This is a genomic window from Phocaeicola coprocola DSM 17136 (assembly GCF_000154845.1).
GTDB lineage: Bacteria > Bacteroidota > Bacteroidia > Bacteroidales > Bacteroidaceae > Phocaeicola > Phocaeicola coprocola.
In genome coordinates this window covers 1-18,843 of sequence record NZ_DS981480.1, presented here as the reverse complement: position 1 = coordinate 18,843, position 18,843 = coordinate 1, and the positions used below count along the sequence as shown (strand labels likewise).

At 38.8% G+C, this 18,843-nt stretch carries 11 protein-coding genes and 1 pseudogene; 4 read left to right on the top strand and 8 right to left on the bottom strand.

Translation table 11 applies throughout. The features are described 5' to 3' along the window. The 4 genes from tnpB to dxs form a co-directional block, all read right to left on the bottom strand. Positions 1-379: IS66 family insertion sequence element accessory protein TnpB (gene tnpB / locus BACCOP_RS10000; protein ID WP_007568799.1), on the bottom strand; the 379-nt coding region annotated here is incomplete at its 3' end. Between the two features lies 1 nt (position 380). Next, entirely contained in the window at positions 381-749 is a 369-nt protein-coding gene (locus BACCOP_RS09995; protein ID WP_009131422.1) for a hypothetical protein, read from the bottom strand. A gap of 318 nt (positions 750-1,067) precedes the next feature. Next, positions 1,068-2,408 (bottom strand): Trk system potassium transporter TrkA, encoded by a 1,341-nt coding sequence (gene trkA, locus BACCOP_RS09990; protein ID WP_007568797.1) that lies wholly within the window; start codon positions 2,406-2,408, stop codon positions 1,068-1,070. After that, positions 2,405-4,312 carry a 1-deoxy-D-xylulose-5-phosphate synthase gene (dxs, locus tag BACCOP_RS09985; RefSeq protein ID WP_007568795.1) on the bottom strand — a complete coding sequence of 636 codons (1,908 nt, stop codon included), beginning with the start codon at positions 4,310-4,312 and terminating at the stop codon, positions 2,405-2,407. The genes trkA and dxs overlap by 4 nt, the downstream gene beginning before the upstream one ends. A gap of 92 nt (positions 4,313-4,404) precedes the next feature. Between dxs and BACCOP_RS09980 the strand changes: the two genes are divergently transcribed. From BACCOP_RS09980 to BACCOP_RS09970, 3 genes are all read left to right on the top strand, one after another. Then, positions 4,405-5,391 (top strand): GSCFA domain-containing protein, encoded by a 987-nt coding sequence (locus BACCOP_RS09980; RefSeq protein WP_007568793.1) that lies wholly within the window; start codon positions 4,405-4,407, stop codon positions 5,389-5,391. Then, positions 5,367-7,832 (top strand): bifunctional UDP-N-acetylmuramoyl-tripeptide:D-alanyl-D-alanine ligase/alanine racemase, encoded by a 2,466-nt coding sequence (locus BACCOP_RS09975; RefSeq protein ID WP_007568791.1) that lies wholly within the window; start codon positions 5,367-5,369, stop codon positions 7,830-7,832. Before BACCOP_RS09980 ends, BACCOP_RS09975 begins: the two co-directional genes overlap by 25 nt. A 297-nt stretch (positions 7,833-8,129) precedes the next feature. Further along, positions 8,130-9,392: an acetylxylan esterase gene (locus tag BACCOP_RS09970; RefSeq protein ID WP_148315614.1), complete on the top strand. Its 1,263-nt coding sequence runs from the start codon at positions 8,130-8,132 to the stop codon at positions 9,390-9,392. Between the two features lie 222 nt (positions 9,393-9,614). On the opposite strand, the gene BACCOP_RS09965 is transcribed toward BACCOP_RS09970, so the two are convergent. Beyond that, complete coding sequence (locus BACCOP_RS09965) at positions 9,615-11,705, bottom strand: RagB/SusD family nutrient uptake outer membrane protein (protein ID WP_022125895.1); 2,091 nt, start codon at positions 11,703-11,705, stop codon at positions 9,615-9,617. A gap of 15 nt (positions 11,706-11,720) precedes the next feature. Continuing rightward, the gene (locus BACCOP_RS09960; protein ID WP_007568785.1) at positions 11,721-14,975 is read right to left on the bottom strand and encodes a SusC/RagA family TonB-linked outer membrane protein; all 3,255 of its coding nucleotides are present in this window, start codon (positions 14,973-14,975) and stop codon (positions 11,721-11,723) included. Positions 14,976-15,215: 240 nt separating this feature from the next. Between BACCOP_RS09960 and BACCOP_RS09955 the strand changes: the two genes are divergently transcribed. After that, a complete protein-coding gene (locus tag BACCOP_RS09955; RefSeq protein WP_007567006.1) occupies positions 15,216-16,283 on the top strand; it encodes a hypothetical protein in 1,068 nt (355 codons plus the stop codon). 760 nt (positions 16,284-17,043) lie between these two features. Here the strand turns inward: BACCOP_RS09955 and BACCOP_RS09950 are convergent. Together BACCOP_RS09950 and BACCOP_RS20460 are read right to left on the bottom strand one after the other, a co-directional pair. Continuing rightward, positions 17,044-18,522 (bottom strand): MFS transporter, encoded by a 1,479-nt coding sequence (locus BACCOP_RS09950; RefSeq protein ID WP_007567004.1) that lies wholly within the window; start codon positions 18,520-18,522, stop codon positions 17,044-17,046. Between the two features lie 203 nt (positions 18,523-18,725). After that, a pseudogene (locus tag BACCOP_RS20460) lies at positions 18,726-18,843 on the bottom strand (5-dehydro-4-deoxy-D-glucuronate isomerase); the annotation flags it as partial.

The following is an 18,843-nucleotide window of genomic DNA, read 5'->3' as shown; positions in this document are numbered from 1 at the left end:
TCGTATTCTGATAATCATTTGATTGCATAATCAATGTAGTATATATCTTTCGAACTGACGTACATCTGTCACTACTATACTTTCGTAAGATAGCCATGTCCGACCATGTATCCGTAGCATTTGGAGACTTCATCAAAACACAGGTTCTGAATCTCCCCATGACAGGACGTTTCTCGTAAAGCACATAAAATCCGCGTTCATAATGAAGTATTTTCACAACTTTTCGGTTCCTGGACATGAACATATATACATTGGATGCATCGCTCGGGTCAAGTGACATCTCTTCCCTTATACTCTCACACAGGCGGAAGATTCCTTTCCGCAAATCCACATTACCGTTGAACAGGTAATAGTTCAGGTTAGCGCTAAGTCCAAGCATATCATCCTATCATTTTATTAAGCAACAGACTCAAATCAAGAACTGTGGTATTTCTTAGGAACAATGTGGCACCTGATGTCAATTGCAGTTTTACCCACTTAATCGGAGATTCACCTTCAGGTTGTTTCACCTCCAACTTTACGGTTGGACTGTTGCAAGGCTTGCCGGTTATCCGGACTTTGGCAACCTTGGGCTGCTCAACCTGGACTGTCTTGCCTAACTTTTCGCTCCATAGCTGATGACGCTGCCAGTTCATGAACTTGTCGTAATTTACTCCATAATCCGCACAGAACTCACGAAGATCCTTGGTCTCACTGCATAACTGATAGAGGTCATATACCTCCTGGTAGTTTACTTTTTCTTTTGCCATAATCATTGTTGTTTAAGGGTTACGGCGCAAAGGTAGGTTTAGGGAACATGCGTGTCAAGGCGGAAAATAGAATGGTTACTATAGTTTTCTTTTTATTGTTTTTCTAAACAAGTATTGTAGAAGAATTGCTATTATGAAAATTGTCAGATACCATTATAGTTTCTTTTATCCTTATACTTAGGTTTGATGTTGAATGAGCAAATGTTTGATTGTCAGTTGTAAAAAAGCCTTGCTTTATTTTGTTGTGTAAAGCAAGGCTTTCGTATAGAATGACTATGTAAATACGTTTTGTAAAGAGTAAATAACTGGGCTTAGAATTTAGTTGAAAAATTTTTCCAGCTTCTTGATCATCATTCCCAGACAGAACACTACTACGTGGTCGTTTTCCATGATGGTGGTGTTACCTGTAACCAGGATACCTTCTCCGTTTCTGATGAGTCCTCCGATAGTAGCTCCTTTAGGAAGGCCCACATCTTTTACCTGAGAGCGAGTGATGCGTGAGCCTGCTTTTACTGTAAATTCTGCTACATCGGCGTTGGCAAATGTCAGACACTTGACATTTGATACATCGGCATCCAGCATCATTTGGTAGATATGGCTGGCGGCAATGAATTTTTTATTGATAACAGTACCTATATCCAGACTCTCTGCCATACTGATATAGTCTATGTTTTCGACTTCGGCTACGGTTTTGCTTATACCTAAACGTTTAGCTGCCAGGCAGGCAAGAATATTTGTTTCTGAATTTCCGGTCAAAGCAACAAATGCTTCTGTATTTTTGATTCCTTCTTCCAGAAGCAGTTCCATATCTCGTCCGTCTCCGTTGATAATCATTACCTTATCATCTACCAGTTCGGTAAGTCGGTTGCATCGGTTGAAGTCACTCTCAATGATTTTAGTACGCATGTATTCGGGCATATATTGTACGGTACGTACGGCTATACGACTTCCACCCATAATCATCACGTTGCGGATATCAGCTTCATTCTCTTTTCCAGCAATTTTCCGGATATAAGGAATATATTTTTTTGTTGTTGTAAAATATACGATGTCATTCAAAATAATAGTATCATCACCTCGGGGAATGATTGTTTCGCTGCCACGTTTGATTGCAACAATATGGAAAGGGATATTTCTTCCTCCCAACTCATGCAGAGGTACATTCAGAATTTCTGCTGTTTCTTTCATCTTGGTTCCGAGTAAAACTAATGCTCCTCCAGCAAACTCCCACCATTGACGAATCCAGCTCATCTTTACGGCATCTACAATTTCTTTCGCTGCCAGCATTTCCGGATAAATTAGGGAGTCGACTCCTAGTTTGGCAAAAAACTCTTTATGCTTAGGAAGCAGATACTCGTAGTTATTGATTCGTGCAACTGTCTTTTTGGCTCCCAGGCTAGTAGCCAGCATACATGCGGTCATATTCCTGCTTTCATCCGGAGTTACGGCGATAAACAAGTCTGCACCTGCTACTCCCGCTTCTTTCAATCCTGAAATCGAAGTAGGGGATATGTTGACGGCGAGCAGATCGAAGTTACTGCCTAGTCTTCCCAGTCTTTCTTCGTCGTCGTCCATAAGGATAATATCTTGTTTCTCATCTGATAAGAGTTTGGCCAGGTGTGTTCCTACAGCTCCTGCGCCGGCAATGATAATCTTCATGAGTTCAGAATATGAATTAATGTATTATATATACCTGTTTGATCGATACCACAAATGGAGTAAAGAGCATTTACAGGACCATGTTGTATAAAATGGTCAGGAATACCCATACGCTTTACCATAGGGGTGTAGTTATTGTCTGACATAAATTCCAGAACAGCACTTCCCATTCCACCTTTGAGCACTCCATCTTCTATTGTAATGATACGTGAGAATTTTTTTCCTATCTCGTGTAATAATGCTTCATCCAGTGGTTTTAAAAAACGGAGATCGTAGTGGGCAATGCTGCAATTATGAGTATTCTCGGCTTCTGTAATAGCTTTGGCTGCTGTATTTCCGATAGGACCGATTGTGATTACAGCCAGGTCGGAACCGTCTTTCAGTTTTCTGCCCTTTCCCACTTCAACAGCTTTAAGTGGACATTCCCAGTTGGTCAGCACACCTCGTCCGCGAGGATAGCGGATAACAAAAGGACCTTGGTCGGGAAGCTGTGCTGTATACATCAGCCGGCGCAGTTCCTGTTCGTCGTAAGGTGAAGCTATTGTTAGGTTAGGGATAGGACGTAAATACGCCAGATCGAATACGCCATGATGCGTTGGACCGTCTTCTCCTACTAAGCCAGCACGGTCTAGGCATAACACTACATTCAGTTTCTGTATGGCTATGTCGTGGATAATATTGTCGTATGCCCGTTGCATGAACGAGGAGTAAATGTTACAGAAAGGCAGTAATCCCTCTTTGGCCATACCTCCCGAAAAAGTTACGGCATGTCCTTCGGCAATGCCTACATCGAATGCACGGTCGGGCATAGCTTTCATTAAGATATTCATAGAACAGCCAGTAGGCATGGCTGGAGTCACTCCAATAATTTTGTCGTTCTTTTTTGCCAGTTCCAGTAAGGTTTTGCCAAACACATCCTGGAATAAAGGTGGCATACCACTTGTATCATTTACGATTCTTTCTCCAGTTTCTTTATCGAATATGCCTGGAGCATGCCAGATGGTGGCTGCTTCTTCCGCAGGTTTGAATCCTTTGCCTTTGATTGTATGGATATGAAGTAGTTTCGGTCCCTTCATGTCCTTAATTTCTTTCAGTACTTTTGCCAGAGCAAAAACATCGTGTCCGTCTACTGGACCGAAGTAGCGGATATTCATTCCCTCAAAAATGTTCTGTTGTTGGGTAAGAACAGATTTCAGGCTATTGTTGAAACGGATTAAGCTTTTCCGGCGTTCTTCATTCAGAACTCCCCACTGATGTAGCTTCTTTGAGATGTTATATCTCAGTCGGTTGTATCCTTCTGATGTTTGGAGATTTAGCAGATATTGTTTCATTCCTCCTACGCTCCGATCGATCGCCATGTTGTTATCGTTCAAGATAATCAGCAAATTGTTGGGAGTAGAAGACGCATTATTCAATCCTTCAAAAGCCAGCCCGCCACTCATCGAACCATCCCCGATTACGGCTACTACATGGCGGTTTTTTTCACCTTTGCGGGCCGCAGCAACAGCCATGCCTAGAGCTACGGAGATAGAGTTGGATGCATGTCCACAGGTAAACGTATCATATTCGCTTTCTGACGGTGAGGGAAAAGGGCATAAACCGTTTAGTTTTCTGTTTGTACAGAAACGGTCACGACGTTCAGTCAGTATCTTATGTCCGTACGCCTGATGTCCTACGTCCCATACAATGCGGTCATAGGGGGTATTGAATATATAATGAAGTGCAACAGTTAATTCTATTACTCCTAAACTTGAACCAAAATGCCCGGGATTGCGAGAAAGTTCATCAATGATTTTATCCCTGAGCTCCCGACAGACCTCAGGTAAAGACTCGATAGGAAGATGACGCAAATCTTCCGGGCTATCTATTTTATTCAACAATTCGTAAGAAATGGGTTGTTCCATCCGGTTTTTATTCAATATTAATTTCACAAAAATACGATAAATATGTGTATTGTGTTTACATTTGCACAAAAAATAATGAACAATGTTTGCTTATGGAGTTTAGAACAAAAGTAGAATTGCCGGTCGGACAATCTAAAATTTGTCATTCGGATTTACTTATGTCATGGGGGTCTTGTTTCTCGGAAAATATAGGAAAACTATTGGTAGATAATAAGTTTAATTGTGACATAAATCCTTTTGGCATTTTATATAATCCTTTTTCAATAGCAAAGTCCATATCTCTATTATTGGATGAAAAGGTATATGGTGAGGACGACTTACGCTTTGACAAAGGAATTTGGTATAGTCTGATGCATCATAGTTCTTTTTCTTCATCAGACAAGTTAGAGTGTCTGAATAAAATCAACTTCCGCATGATAAAGGGAAGTGCTACGTTAGGTAAGGCTAACTGGCTGATTCTTACTTGGGGAACTGCACGGGTTTATGAATGGAAAGAAACTGGAGAAGTTGTTGGAAACTGCCATAAACTGCCAGATAAATTGTTTGTACGGCGTCTGTTGGATGTAGACGAAATCGTATCAGTTTATATTTCTTTACTTGAAAAGATTCGCTTGGTGAATCCGGAGGTACAGATCTTGTTTACGGTTAGCCCGATACGTCATGCGAAAGACGGCTTACATGGCAATCAGTTAAGTAAGGCAGTACTTTTGCTGGCAATCGAAAAAATATGTCAGAAGTTTTCATATTGTCATTATTTTCCGTCATATGAGATTCTGTTGGACGAATTGCGTGATTATCGTTTTTATGCCGATGATATGCTTCATCCGAGCCAGCTTGCCATAAACTATATCTGGGAATGTTTTTGTGAGTGCTTTTTCACAACAGAAACGTTGCATATAATGAAGGAATGGCAAGAAATAAAAAAGGGGCTTGACCACCGTCCTTTCAATGCAAAATCGGAAGCTTATTATACTTTTCTAAGTCAAATAATGTTAAAGATAGAAAGGCTAAAAGAAAAATTACCGTACTTAGACGTACAAAATGAAATAACATTATGTCAAACTCGATTGAAGAAATAACCTCCGTCATTGGAGCTGAGAGAATAGGAAAACACCAGGCAACTATTGACTGGATTCTTACGGATAGCCGTTCATTGTGTTTTCCGGAAGAAACTTTATTTTTCGCTTTAAAAACAAAGCGTAATGACGGACATAAATACATACCGGAACTTTACGCCAGAGGGGTGAGAAATTTTGTGGTAACTGATGTGCCAGAGCAGTTGTCTCATTATGCTGACGCCAATTTTTTGCAAGTTGGAAATACACTGAAAGCTTTGCAGCGTCTGGCTGCCAAACATCGTGAACAGTTCCAGGTTCCTGTTGTAGGTATTACCGGAAGTAATGGAAAAACAGTGGTGAAGGAATGGATTTATCAACTGTTAAGTCCTGAAAAAGTAATTACCCGTTCACCTCGTAGTTATAACTCACAGATAGGAGTACCCTTGTCTGTATGGATGATGAACGAACATACTGAGTTGGGTATATTTGAGGCTGGAATTTCAGAAATGGGTGAAATGGAAGCATTACAGCCTATCATTCAGCCTACTATCGGAGTGTTGACAAATATCGGTTGGGCACATCAGGAGAATTTTTCTTCTTTGCAGGGTAAATGTATGGAAAAGCTGCAGCTTTTCAAAGACTGTGATGTCATTATTTATAATGGTGATAATGAGTTGATAAGCAGTTGTGTTTCGAAGTCACTGTTTACATCTCGTGAGATAGCCTGGTCGATGAAGGATAATGAACGTCCATTGTTCATTGAAAAAATAGAAAAGGATGATACCGGAACTACCGTAAAATATCGCTATCTGGGCTTTTTGAAGGAGTACCGCATTCCTTTTATAGATGATGCGTCCATTGAAAATTCATTAAATGCTCTTGCTGTGGCATTGTATCTGATGGTTTCTCCTGAGGATATTGCCGAACGGATGGCTCATTTGGAACCAGTTGCCATGCGTCTGGAAGTGAAGGAAGGCAAGAATGGTTGTGTTTTAATAAACGATAGTTATAATTCTGATTTTGCTTCACTGGACATTGCTCTTGATTTCATGGCCCGCCGTACAGAAGATAAAGGTCGTCGGCGTACGCTTATTTTATCAGATATTTTGGAGAGTGGACAACCTAGTAAATTGCTTTATCGTCAGGTAGCCGATTTGGTACATAGCCGTAAGGTAGACCGTATAATAGGAGTAGGTGAAGAAATATCTGCTGCGGCTTCACGATTTGAAATCGATAAACGCTTTTTCCGTACAACTGCTGAATTGATAGAATCGGGTATCTTATCTTCGTTGCGCAATGAAGTGGTGTTAATAAAAGGGGCTCGTGTGTTCCATTTCGATGATATTACAGATTTGTTGGAGTTGAAAGTGCACGAAACGATTCTTGAGATTAATCTTGAGGCTTTGGTCGACAATCTGAATTATTATCGTAATAAGCTTAAGCCAGATACAAAAATGGTATGTATGGTTAAAGCTTCTGCTTATGGAGCAGGTTCGTTTGAGATAGCGAAGACGCTGGAGGATCACCGTGTAGATTATCTGGCTGTGGCAGTAGCCGATGAAGGAGCAGACTTGCGTAAGGCTGGAATTAATAGTTCTATAATCATTATGAATCCGGAACTTACGGCATTTAAAACCATGTTCGACTACAAACTGGAGCCGGAAGTGTACAGTTTTCACTTGCTTGAAGAATTGATTAAGGCTGCCGGACGTGAAGGCGTTTCCAATTTCCCGATACATATCAAGATTGATACGGGTATGCATCGGTTAGGATTTGCTCCTGAAGAAATCCCAGCCTTGGTAGATCGTTTACATCGTCAGTCGGCTGTAATTCCTCGTTCTGTATTCTCTCATCTGGTAGGTAGTGATGCCGAACGCTTTGATTCGTTTACTCGCCGGCAAATTGAAACTTTCGAGAATGCTTCTGCTGAGCTGCAAGCAGGATTTAGTCATAAAATTTTGCGTCATATTTGTAATACAGCTGGTATCGAACGTTATCCGGGTGCACAGTTTGATATGGTTCGTTTAGGCATAGGATTATATGGTATAGATCCTTTTACTAATAAAATTCTGCATAATGTTGGTACCTTGAAAACAACTATCTTGCAAATACACGATGTTCCGGCAGATGAAACTGTAGGATATAGCCGGAAGGGAATTCTGACACGTAATTCACGTATTGCTGCAATCCCTATTGGATATGCTGATGGTTTGAACAGACATTTAGGAAATGGTAATGCTTATTGTCTGGTAAACGGTCAGAAGACTCCTTATGTCGGAAATATCTGTATGGATGTCTGCATGATCGATGTGACAGATATTGATTGTAAGGAAGGGGATAAAGCTATTATTTTTGGTGATGAATTACCTGTAACAATATTAGCAGATAAGCTCAATACGATTCCTTATGAAATTTTGACAAGTGTATCGAATCGTGTAAAACGTATTTATTATCAGAATTAAGTATTGTGAAATAAAATACTGACTGTTCCAACAGTAAAAAGGACCGTATCATTGCTCTATACGCACTATGATACGGTCCTTTTTTGTATCTATCCTTTTTGATTTTGACGGTAAATAGTATACAATAGTAGAAGATCTTGGTGAGTTATTACACTTCAATGTCTAAAAAGTAAACATCAGTACAAGTGTTTTGATGTATTTTTGCTATTGGTAAAATATTGTTCAACCGAATCAATTGGTATAGATATGAAAAACGTAAAGTCTTTATTCTTGAAGGGAGGTTTTATTTGTGCATTTATGTTTTCAGCTCTCTCTTCTACCGCCGAGAATTATCCTTATCGAAGTGATGTATTATGGGTAACAGTACCCGATCATGCTGACTGGTTGTATAAAATGGGAGAAAAGGCTCAAGTAGAAGTTCAGTTTTATAAATATGGTATTCCTCAGGATGGGGTGGAAGTGAAATATGAACTCGGGGGCGATATGATGCCAGCAGATAAAACTGGCTCCGTGAAGCTGAAAAACGGACGTGCTGTCATTAATGTCGGAACGATGAAAAATCCAGGATTCCGTGACTGTCGTCTGGTTGCTGTTGTGAATGGTAAAACGTATAAATATCACGTTAAGGTTGGTTTCTCTCCCGAGAAGCTGCAACCATATACGGAGCTTCCTGACGATTTTAATCAGTTCTGGCAAAAAAATATGGAAGATGCGGCACGGTGTCCGTTGAAATATACCATAAAACCAGCTCCTGAATATTCTACAGAAAAGGCTGACTGTTATTTGGTTAAGCTGCAATGCTTCCGCCCCGGTTCGTATATTTACGGTTATCTTACCCGTCCAAAAGCTCCAGGGAAATATCCTGTGGTATTGTGCCCTCCGGGAGCTGGAGTAAAGACTATCAAGGAGCCCAAGCGTCATATTTATTATGCTGAAGAGGGATGCATCCGTCTGGAAATGGAAATTCATGGCTTGAATCCGGAAATGTCTACCGAAGAGTTTAAGGAAATTTCGTCTGCTTTTGGAAACTATCTGGTTAATGGTATAGACAACCGGGATAATTATTATATGAAAAAAGTCTATATGAGTTGTGTACGTGCTATTGACTTCCTTACTTCTCAACCTGATTGGGATGGAAAAAATGTAATAGTTCAGGGCGGTAGTCAAGGGGGAGCGCTTGCTATTGTTACGGCAGGACTGGATAAGCGTGTTACAGCGTGTGTAGCTAATCATCCGGCATTGAGTGATATGGCTGGTTATAAGGCAGGACGTGCGGGAGGATATCCGCATTTGTTCAAAAACTATAAAGGCATGGATACTCCCGAAAAAATAAGTACATTAGCTTATTATGACGTTGTAAATTTTGCAAAGCAGATAAAAGTTCCGGTATATATTACCTGGGGGTATAATGATGATACTTGTCCTCCTACTACCAGCTATATTGTTTACAATGTGCTCGATTGTCCGAAAGATGCTCTTATTACTCCTATAAACGAGCATTGGACCTCAGATGATACGGAATATGGACAGTTGAAATGGATTCAGAAACATCTTAAATGAGTGAGGGGGATAGAACTTGTCTAAACTAGGAATATGTTCATTTCCTAGGAAATTAGCTTTAAAATAAGATGGATACTTCTTTTTTATAGAGGAGGGGAACTGATAATTTAATAGTCCTATCATTACTTCTAAATGTGAAGCATGATAGGACTATTTTATATTCTCATTTTACTAATGATAGCTTTGGATATAATTAAAAATTTTCTTTTGAAAAAGATATTTTTAGTATCCAGGCAATTGTGTTAAATTAGGATTGTCAACTAATGGATGTCCAGGACTTTTTGCTGCAAATGGGCATAATTCTGATTTATTTTCTTGAAAACCATAATATAGTCCGTCACTTCCATCTGCAGATTCAATCCATGTTGGATATTTTCCACCATTTTCAGCAGATCCGGTAGGTAGGGTATAAATGATTTTTCCTATTTGTAATGTGTTGAATCCTGCTCTGAATCCGACCATTTTACGGGAATTGCCATTAAAAGTGCTAGTATATGCTTCAAACATATTTACAGGATACCATTTGTCACCATTGCTGACCTCAATATTATGTGCTTTTACTATATTTAATATTTTCTCTTGGAAAGCATCATATTCTTCTTTGGCTGTAGGTACATTCTTTACAACCTCAATTTCTGATGGATCTGTTAAATCTATGTAATCAACAGCAAGAAATTTATCTCCGTATTCTTGAGCATCTATATGAAATTTGTATAAACGATATGTAGGTATATTTGCATATTCATTTTTACGATCTGATAAATCTTTCATTGCTTGTTTAGTTTTAGCTAACTCTTTTGTTAGTCGATTCATACGTATCAAGTCGGTGCGTAATGTAAATTCTGTAGCAAATTCCCATTTACGCTCTTGTACAATAGCATCATCAAAAGCCTCCTGTTCATTAGGGATTGTAAGCTCTTCACCGACACCTGCACGGTTACGTACTTCTTGTAGTGCGTTTTTGGCAGCCTGAGTAGGACCGTTGTTTAAATAGTTTTGAGTTTCAGCATACATTAGTAATACATCTGCGTAACGGAAAATAGGAATATCTAGGTTACGTTGTTTATTTGATTGAGGGGCAACGCACCATGAAAGACGGAATTTGCCCGGCATTATGCAAGAGTAAGTTGTTCCTACATCAACCCAAGTGTCATTAGCACTTCCTTTTTCTAGGAAATAAATGCTATATGAGGTACATGAAACATCGCGGCGTGTATCTTTGGGATTGAATGATAGGTAATATGTGGGTAACATGAATTGCATAGCTTTCAATGAGCCATATTTACCACCTCGTGAACCAGGCTGAGCATAAGTTGTAAATTGAGAATTTGTTACGTCACCATATTGTGCTGTTTCCCATAATATTTCTGTATTGGTGGCTGCGAAATTTCTTTGGCAGTGATTGTACCATAGATATTGGAAACCACTCATGTCTTCATGAGCTTGTACTAACGAGTTACTTCCGTGGTTTATAATTTGGAAGCAAGCATTATCTGCTATTTGGTAAAGTTCTTTTACTCGGGTTGCATCATCACGACGAGCCATCTTGAGTGTAGCTGGATCATTAGTTTCTAGATTCCAACGGAGTGAGTACCCTCCTGCATAAAGAGCTAAACGAGCTAATAATGCATAAGCTCCTTGCTTAGTTATACGTTCAGGAGTCTGATAGTCGCTTTCTTCAAACCAAGGTAGCCAGTCAATAACACTTTGCACTTCTGAAATAACTTTGTCATAAATTTCATCACGTGATGAACGCTTAGGATAAAATGTATTTTCATCGTTAGGATCCATTTCTTCTAAAGGAGTGTAAACAGCAGGTACATCTCCATATATGCGGATTAAGTTTAAGTAACAAAATGCTCTGATACAGATGGCTTCACCTAATAATTGATTGCGTTTTTCAGTTTCTGGCATTTTGCTTAAATTTGAGATGGCAATATTGGTCGCTTCAATAATACGATATTGTTCTTTGTAAATAGTAGTTACTGTTGCGGGAATTAAAGCATCAAATTTGTAATTACACATCATATATTTGCTATTATTTGTAGAGCCATCTTCGCATGAGTGCATAACTGTTTCTCCCATACCTAATTGGTAAAACATTTCGTTATGTATCAATCCACGGTAACAACCTTGTACAAATTTATCAGCTCTAACCTCATCACTGAAAGTGGTTTCTATATCATCGCTAGTATAAGCTTCCATTTCTAACCAGTCAGAACAAGATGTCATACTTGTTCCTAAGCTTAATGAGACTGTTACTAATGCTGATAAAATTAGTTTTCTTCTTAATGTTGATGTTATATTTTTCATGATTGTATCAGTTTTTTAGAATGTTAAATTAAGACCTATAACATAGCTTCTGGAACGTGGATACATGGAGCTGTCATATCCAGGAGTACAAACCACATTGTCATTTGCTGATTTTACTTCAGGGTCGTAGCCAGAATATCCGCAAATTGTGGCTAAGTTGTTAGCCGTGAAATAGATTCGGGCATTTGAAATCATTACTTTTGTTGTCCATGCTTTAGGGAATGTGTAGCCTAATGTCACTTGTGCGATACGCAGGTATGAACCGTCTTCTACGTAATATGAAGATGGATAAAATCCGCTGGTAGCATTGTTGAGGCTCAAACTCCACAAACGGTTGCTTTCACTAGGATTCAGTTCTTTTAATCTGGCTAATGTTGTAGCTTTTTTTCCTGTAGCCGGATCAATTACACGGTAATAGTTATTAAACTCGGTTGGAATGTTTTGGAATTGTGCATATGGTGACATACTTTGTTTTGTAGCATTGTAGATGTCTTGTCCAAGGGCAAATTTCATGAAGACGCTTAAGTCGAACCCCTTGTAGCTGAAGCTATTGTTGAAACCACCTATGCAAGTCGGTGTACCGTTACCGATTTTTACATTTTTTCTTGTGAAGATAGGGTTTCCGTTTTCATCTACATCGTCGGCTGCATATTTTATATCGCCTGGTTGAACACTTCCTTCCGATGGTCTTACTACTCCGTCGTGCAAGGTGAAGACTGTATTTCCATCGGCATCTTTACTTTCTATAAAGTCTTCCGTTGTATAAACACCTTCATAGACATATCCATACATATCTCCTAGCCCTTGTCCTACAGTAGCATAGTAAGTAACCATTCCAGAGCGGCTGTTTCCTACTGCAAATGTTTTTTCATTCAGCCCTTCTTCAAGTGATTCAACATGTGATGAGTTAAATGACAAGTTTAAATCACTAGTCCAGCTAAAATCTTTTGTGCGTACGTTTACAGTGTTTAAAGTGAATTCCCATCCACGGTTTCGCATTTTTCCCACATTTTGGTATTGGTTTTTATAGCCGGTAGAACTAGGAATAACGCATTGCATTAGTAAATCTTTAGATTGATTGTTATACCATTCTGCTGTAAAGTTGATGCGGCTGTTGAAAAATGATAAATCAAGTCCGACGTTGGTCGAGATTAATGTTTCCCATTTCAAGTCTTTGTTACCTAAAGTTTCTCCAGGCAAATAGGCAGAATTTCCTGCATCACTATTAATCGGGTAGCTGGTTTGCTGAATGCTCGTAACGTATAGACGGTCTCCGATACCATTGTTACCGGTTGTACCGTAACCAATACGTAATTTCATGTTGTTTATGATATTTTCTATTTGATGACCTTTCCAGAAAGCTTCTTCTGATATACGCCATGCTGCTGAAACTGAAGGGAATATGCCCCATTTGTTTGCCGGTGCAAATTTACTAGATCCGTCGCCTCGTAAAGTTGCTGTAAACAAGTATCGTTCGTCAAACGTATAATTGGCACGGATGAAAGCAGAAACCATACCGCTATGCGAATGACCTGCATCTTTTTCATAGACTTCTGCTTGGTCAATCTGGTCCAATCCATGGTTAGGATACGGGAATTTTCTGAGTTTCATTGAATTTTTCTCTGACTCAGAGTAGGTGACTTCATGTCCTAGCAATACATTAACTTTATGCTTTTGGGCAAATGTCTGATTATAATTTAATGTATTTGTAATTTGATATTTGTAAGATTCTTTGTTCCCAATACTTCCATTTATACCTGTATTCTCGGGATCCATGATATAAGATGTAGAATTTTCATCGGCAAAGGATGTCGATTTTGAGTTTGACCAGGTATAACTTCCTGCCACTCTATATGTAAAGTATTTAAGAAAATCGAATTCAATTCCGGCATTTACGCTGAATAGACGAGACCGACTGTTAGAGGTTGAAGCATTATTCTGTACTAAAGGATTAGGCGTATTGAATGCAGAATCCATGCTAGTATAGTCTGGATATGTTTGAGTGTACAACAATTCGTCTTGTGTAAAAAGCGTTCCTCCGTGAATGGGTTGCAACAGTACATTTCGCATACCGTCGTATTTACCACCTCCATCGGTACTTTTATTAGAAAACATTGTATTTACGTCTAGTCGGATTCCTTTATATAATTCTGAATTGATTTTTGCACGGAATGAACTTTTGTTAGAGGAGTGATTTGCTAAAAGACCATCTTGTCCATTATAATTATAACTTAACATGACTTGAGTCTTTTCTGTTCCTGTTGAGATATTTACATTATGACTTTGTGTCATAGCTGATCCTCCAAAAACTTCTTCTTGCCAGTTAATACCTTCTGTTCCTGAATAACGATTTGCGATGCGTTCATAGGCTCCTGTATAAAAGTCATCTTGATCAATTCCTATGGCATTATCGTATACATTAGAGTATGCTGTTAACGCATTTTCTCGCATAGCAGCAAATTCATATTGATATTTTACATACTCTTCTACGTTATTTAGCATATCTAGTTTTTTTGCTAATTTGTCAAACGAAAAATATGTATTGTATGAAATTTGTGTTTTACCTTTTTTACCTGATTTTGTTGTTATTACAATGATACCATTGGAGCCACGTGCACCATAAATGGCTGTTGATGAAGCATCTTTTAAGACATCTATACTTTCAATATCGTTAATATCAATATTATCGAGTGCATCTCCCATTTCAAATCCATCGACAATATAAAGTGGTTCTGTCCCTTGAGTAAGAGACATACCACCTCGAATAGTAATATTGGCACTTGCCCCTGGAGCACCACTAGCTGTTACAATATTGACACCTGCTGCTTTTCCTTGTAAGGCTTGCATAGCTGTGGTTACAGGAACATTCGCAAGTTCTTTTCCTCCAACTGAAGAAATAGCTCCAGTTAGGTCTTTGCGTTGTACCTTTGCATATCCAATAGCAACAACTTCATCCAGCATTTGGCTGCTTTCTGATAAAGTAATGTTAATTGTTGTACGCCCTTTTATAGGAACAATTTGGGTTTCATATCCCACATAAGAAAAGATTAATTCCTGAGCTGATTCTGGAACGGAAATACTATATGTACCTTCTATGTCAGTGATGGTACCAAGTGATTTGTTGCCTTTGATTGTGACGGAGGCTCCGATAACTACGTCATTAGCATCTCTTACCGTACCGGTAATCGTTTTGTTCTGTGCTAGAACATTTAGTGAAGAGCTTATTAATAAGATTAATAATAAGCTGATTTGTTTTTGTACGCTTCTCATAGATTATCTGTAACAATACTTCGGTAAATTTTTACCGAAAGATTAAAAGTTAAACAACAGAACCGGCAAAAGCTGGTTCGGAAACACTAAAGAGGTCATTGAAATGTTGTCAAAAACGAATGGTTAAGCATGAAGAAATGTGCTGAAAAAAAGAGAGCTAACCTGCTGATAATAAAGGAGGAAAGTATTGCATAATTCGTTATTTCTTAGTAAATTAGAAGTCTCTGAACTCTTCTGATTATGACTAAAGAAACACTCCTTATGCAATACCAATCCGAGTGCCTGTCGGCTCTCAAATCAGTAGCGAATATACACAAACCTTTTGAAAAAGCATTCATGGACACCATGAAATTATTCATGGCCATCCCGGATCGTATAAATTTCCTTCAATTGGGCAGATATGGCTGTTTCTCAGAACAGACTTATCGTAACCTTTTTGAGCATGAAACTTTCGACTGGTTTGCGTTCAACGGATCTATCATCAGCAAGCATCTCACAGGCAAAAGAAAAGCCATTGCCATCGACCCTTCCTATATTCCCAAATCAGGCAAGAAGACACCTTGGATAGGTTACTTCTGGTCCGGTTGTGCAGGAGAGTACAAGCGAGGATTGGAAATCATGGGCATCGGTATCATTGACATCGACAACCATGAATGCATGACTTTAGGTTCCATTCAGACACCGGATTGTAAGACCTTGGATAATATGGACAAGAACCTTGTTGACTGGTACAGCTGCTATCTTATCAGCAGAAAAGACAAGCTGCAAAGCATATCCAAAACGGTGGTTGCAGACGCATTCTTTTCCAAGGAAACTTTCGTAACGCCTATGTGTGAGAACGGTTTCCATGTCATCAGCCGCTTTAGGAATGATGTTGTCCTGTACTATCCGACATTGGAAAAGAAAACAGGAAAACGTGGTCATCCCAAGTGGTTTGACGGCAGGATTGACTTTGCCAATCTGGATTTGACCCGGTGCAAGGAATACGAGGTGAACAAAGGAAAGCTATACGGATTGAGGGTTTATGCTAAAGCTTTCAAAAGGTATGTTTCCTTAGCCATCTGGTATCCGATGGACGGAAGAACAGACAAGTGGCAACTTTATTTCTCTACAGACGATTCCATGGATGGACGCGAGGTGCTGGATTATTACAGAACCATGTTTCAGTTGGAATTCTTTAGAGTGGCAAGCAGCATGCAGGAATCACCAACTGCCAGTCACCCGACTTCAGGAAATTGGATTTTCACTTCAATGCATCGCTCGCAGCTGTCAACTTGGCCAAAGCGGCATGTAAGAGGCTCGGAATAACCTGTTCCATATCCTCCTGCAAGTCTTTCATACACAATGCTTATATGCTTGAACGATTTATTTGCGTGTTTGGGATTAGCCCAGACCCGCAAGTTATTGACAAACTTTTCAAAGAACTCATTTTATTTACTGCCAGAGCCGCTTAGGCTTGGCGAATTTTTAACGAACTATTGCTGTAATATATGTATTATAAAAATTTTATTATTCTGGTATTACAAAATTGATATTATTTGGTCGCAGAGACCTATAAAATCGTACGATTTATCGGGAAAATTGTATATGTGTACATTTTTACGTGGTGATTTTTCTCGTGATAGAAGAGTTGGACATTTGCTATCCGATAAAATATATTATGCACGAAAAGAATAATATTTAACTATAATTTATTCAGTGTCTGAATTAATTTTATAGATAATGCTTCATTCAAAAAAGAACAAAGACAGGGTACTCTTTTATGTAACCCTTTCCTTTAAAGCTTTCTACTTCTTTTTAGTAAACCACAATAACTATAAATGTCAAATAATACATATATTATCATGTTGTTTTTAAAAAACATGCAGTTATTTGCCTGATCTTTTGTACAAAAGATATCAAGGTTTGTACTAAAAATAATTTTTTCTGAACAAATGTTGGAGGTAATTTCACGTTGTTTAAAGCGAAAGAACAACAAAACTCCCCTTTACATTCTTCACGTTTTTCCTTTTGTTCTTTAAACGTCTGAATGTAAAGGGGAGTTGAACTATCTTAATTCCTGAATTAATTAAACCTTAACCAGTTTATATTTCGGAACCAATATTTTCATGATTATCCATCCAATCAGATAAGCTACTGCGCATATACTGAAGATGATGAAGTAGCCGGCTGCTTTACCTTCAAAGCCCATAAACACCATATTGGTTTCGGCTGCATAGTCGAACAGTCGTCCTGAGCCCATGTTGATAAAGAATGAACCGATACCTCCTGCCATACCACCGATTCCGATGATGGTAGCAATAGTGCTCTTTGGGAACATATCACCTACTACAGAATAGATATTAGCCGACCATGACTGATGGGCTGCACCTGCAATACCTATAATAATAATCGGATACCAATATGAATAATTTCCTAATGGTTGAGCAAATAGAGCTAACAACGGGAATAAAGCAAAGATAAACATCGCTTGCATACGTGCTACATATGGGTTCTTGCCTGTTTTATTGATGATAATGGTTGGCAATTTTCCTCCGTATATAGAAAGCATTGTGATGGCATATAGTACAAAGATAAGCATCTGAGCGGTAGCAGTATCAGAAGAGAAACCGTACACGTCTGAGATATAAGCAGGTGTCCAGAATAAGTAGAACCACCATACACCATCTGTCATGAACTTACCGAAGAATACAGCCCATGTCTGAGGGAATTTAAAACACTGGAGGAAAGAAATTTTCTGATTGTCAAAATCACTGTTTGTAGTCTGTGAGTCTGAGCTTTTTGCTTCTTGCTCATTGTTGTCTTGCTCAATATATGCTAATTCAGCTGCGTTTACATGTGGATTAGCATTTGGTTTCTTATATAGGAACATCCATAATCCCATCCAAACAAAACCTAAAGCACCGATTACAACAAATGCCATTTCCCAACCGTTTCCTACACCTATACTTTGGAAATAACGTGCCAAAGGAGGAATACTTACGGGAGCTATCAATGCTCCAATGGTAGAACCGGCATTGAATATCGAAGTAGAGAAAGCACGGTCTTTTTTAGGGAAATATTCTGCTGTTACTTTTATGGCTGCGGGGAAGTTACCTGCTTCACCTGCTCCTAAAACAATACGTGCTGCAATAAAATAGTATACACTGGTGATTGCGATAGTTGATGCTACGGCTCCTGTGGCAGAAAGCATTTCTGTTGCATTGTGAATACCTAAGGTTACCTCAGTTGCCCAGCCGCATAATGCGTGGAGGCAGGCTCCTGCTGACCAAATGAAAATAGACCAGAGATATCCTTTTTTGGTACCCATCCAGTCAATAAAACGTCCGGCAAAAAGATTTGCTATGGCATATACAATTGAAAATATAGCTGTGATATCTCCATAGTTGGAGTCTGTCCAGTGAAATTCTGGTGCGATAAAATCTTTCCAAGTTAGAGAAAGAACCTGTCGGTCAAGATAGTTTACTGTAGTTGCAAAAAATAACATTCCACAAATAACCCATCTGAAGTTTGTCATTTTTTCATCTACTTTTCGAAATGTATTCATGATATAAAGTTTAATAATGTTTTTCTATGGGTTTTGGCTCTACTGAAAGTGTTTCTTTGTGTTCCTAAAAATTTGCCTGCCCAATTTAAATTTGTTTGTCAAAAAACTATCATTCTAAATGTGTGGTATGTAATTTGAGTTATGTAAATGGTTAAGAACCACAACATTTAGAATGATAAATAGATGATTATATGAAAACTGGATTATTTCATTTCTGTGTATGAGATTTTATCCATATCTCCATAGTCGAGATTTTCTCCGGCCATTCCCCAGATAAACATATAGTTGCTTGTTCCGGCAGCTGCATGAATAGACCATTCC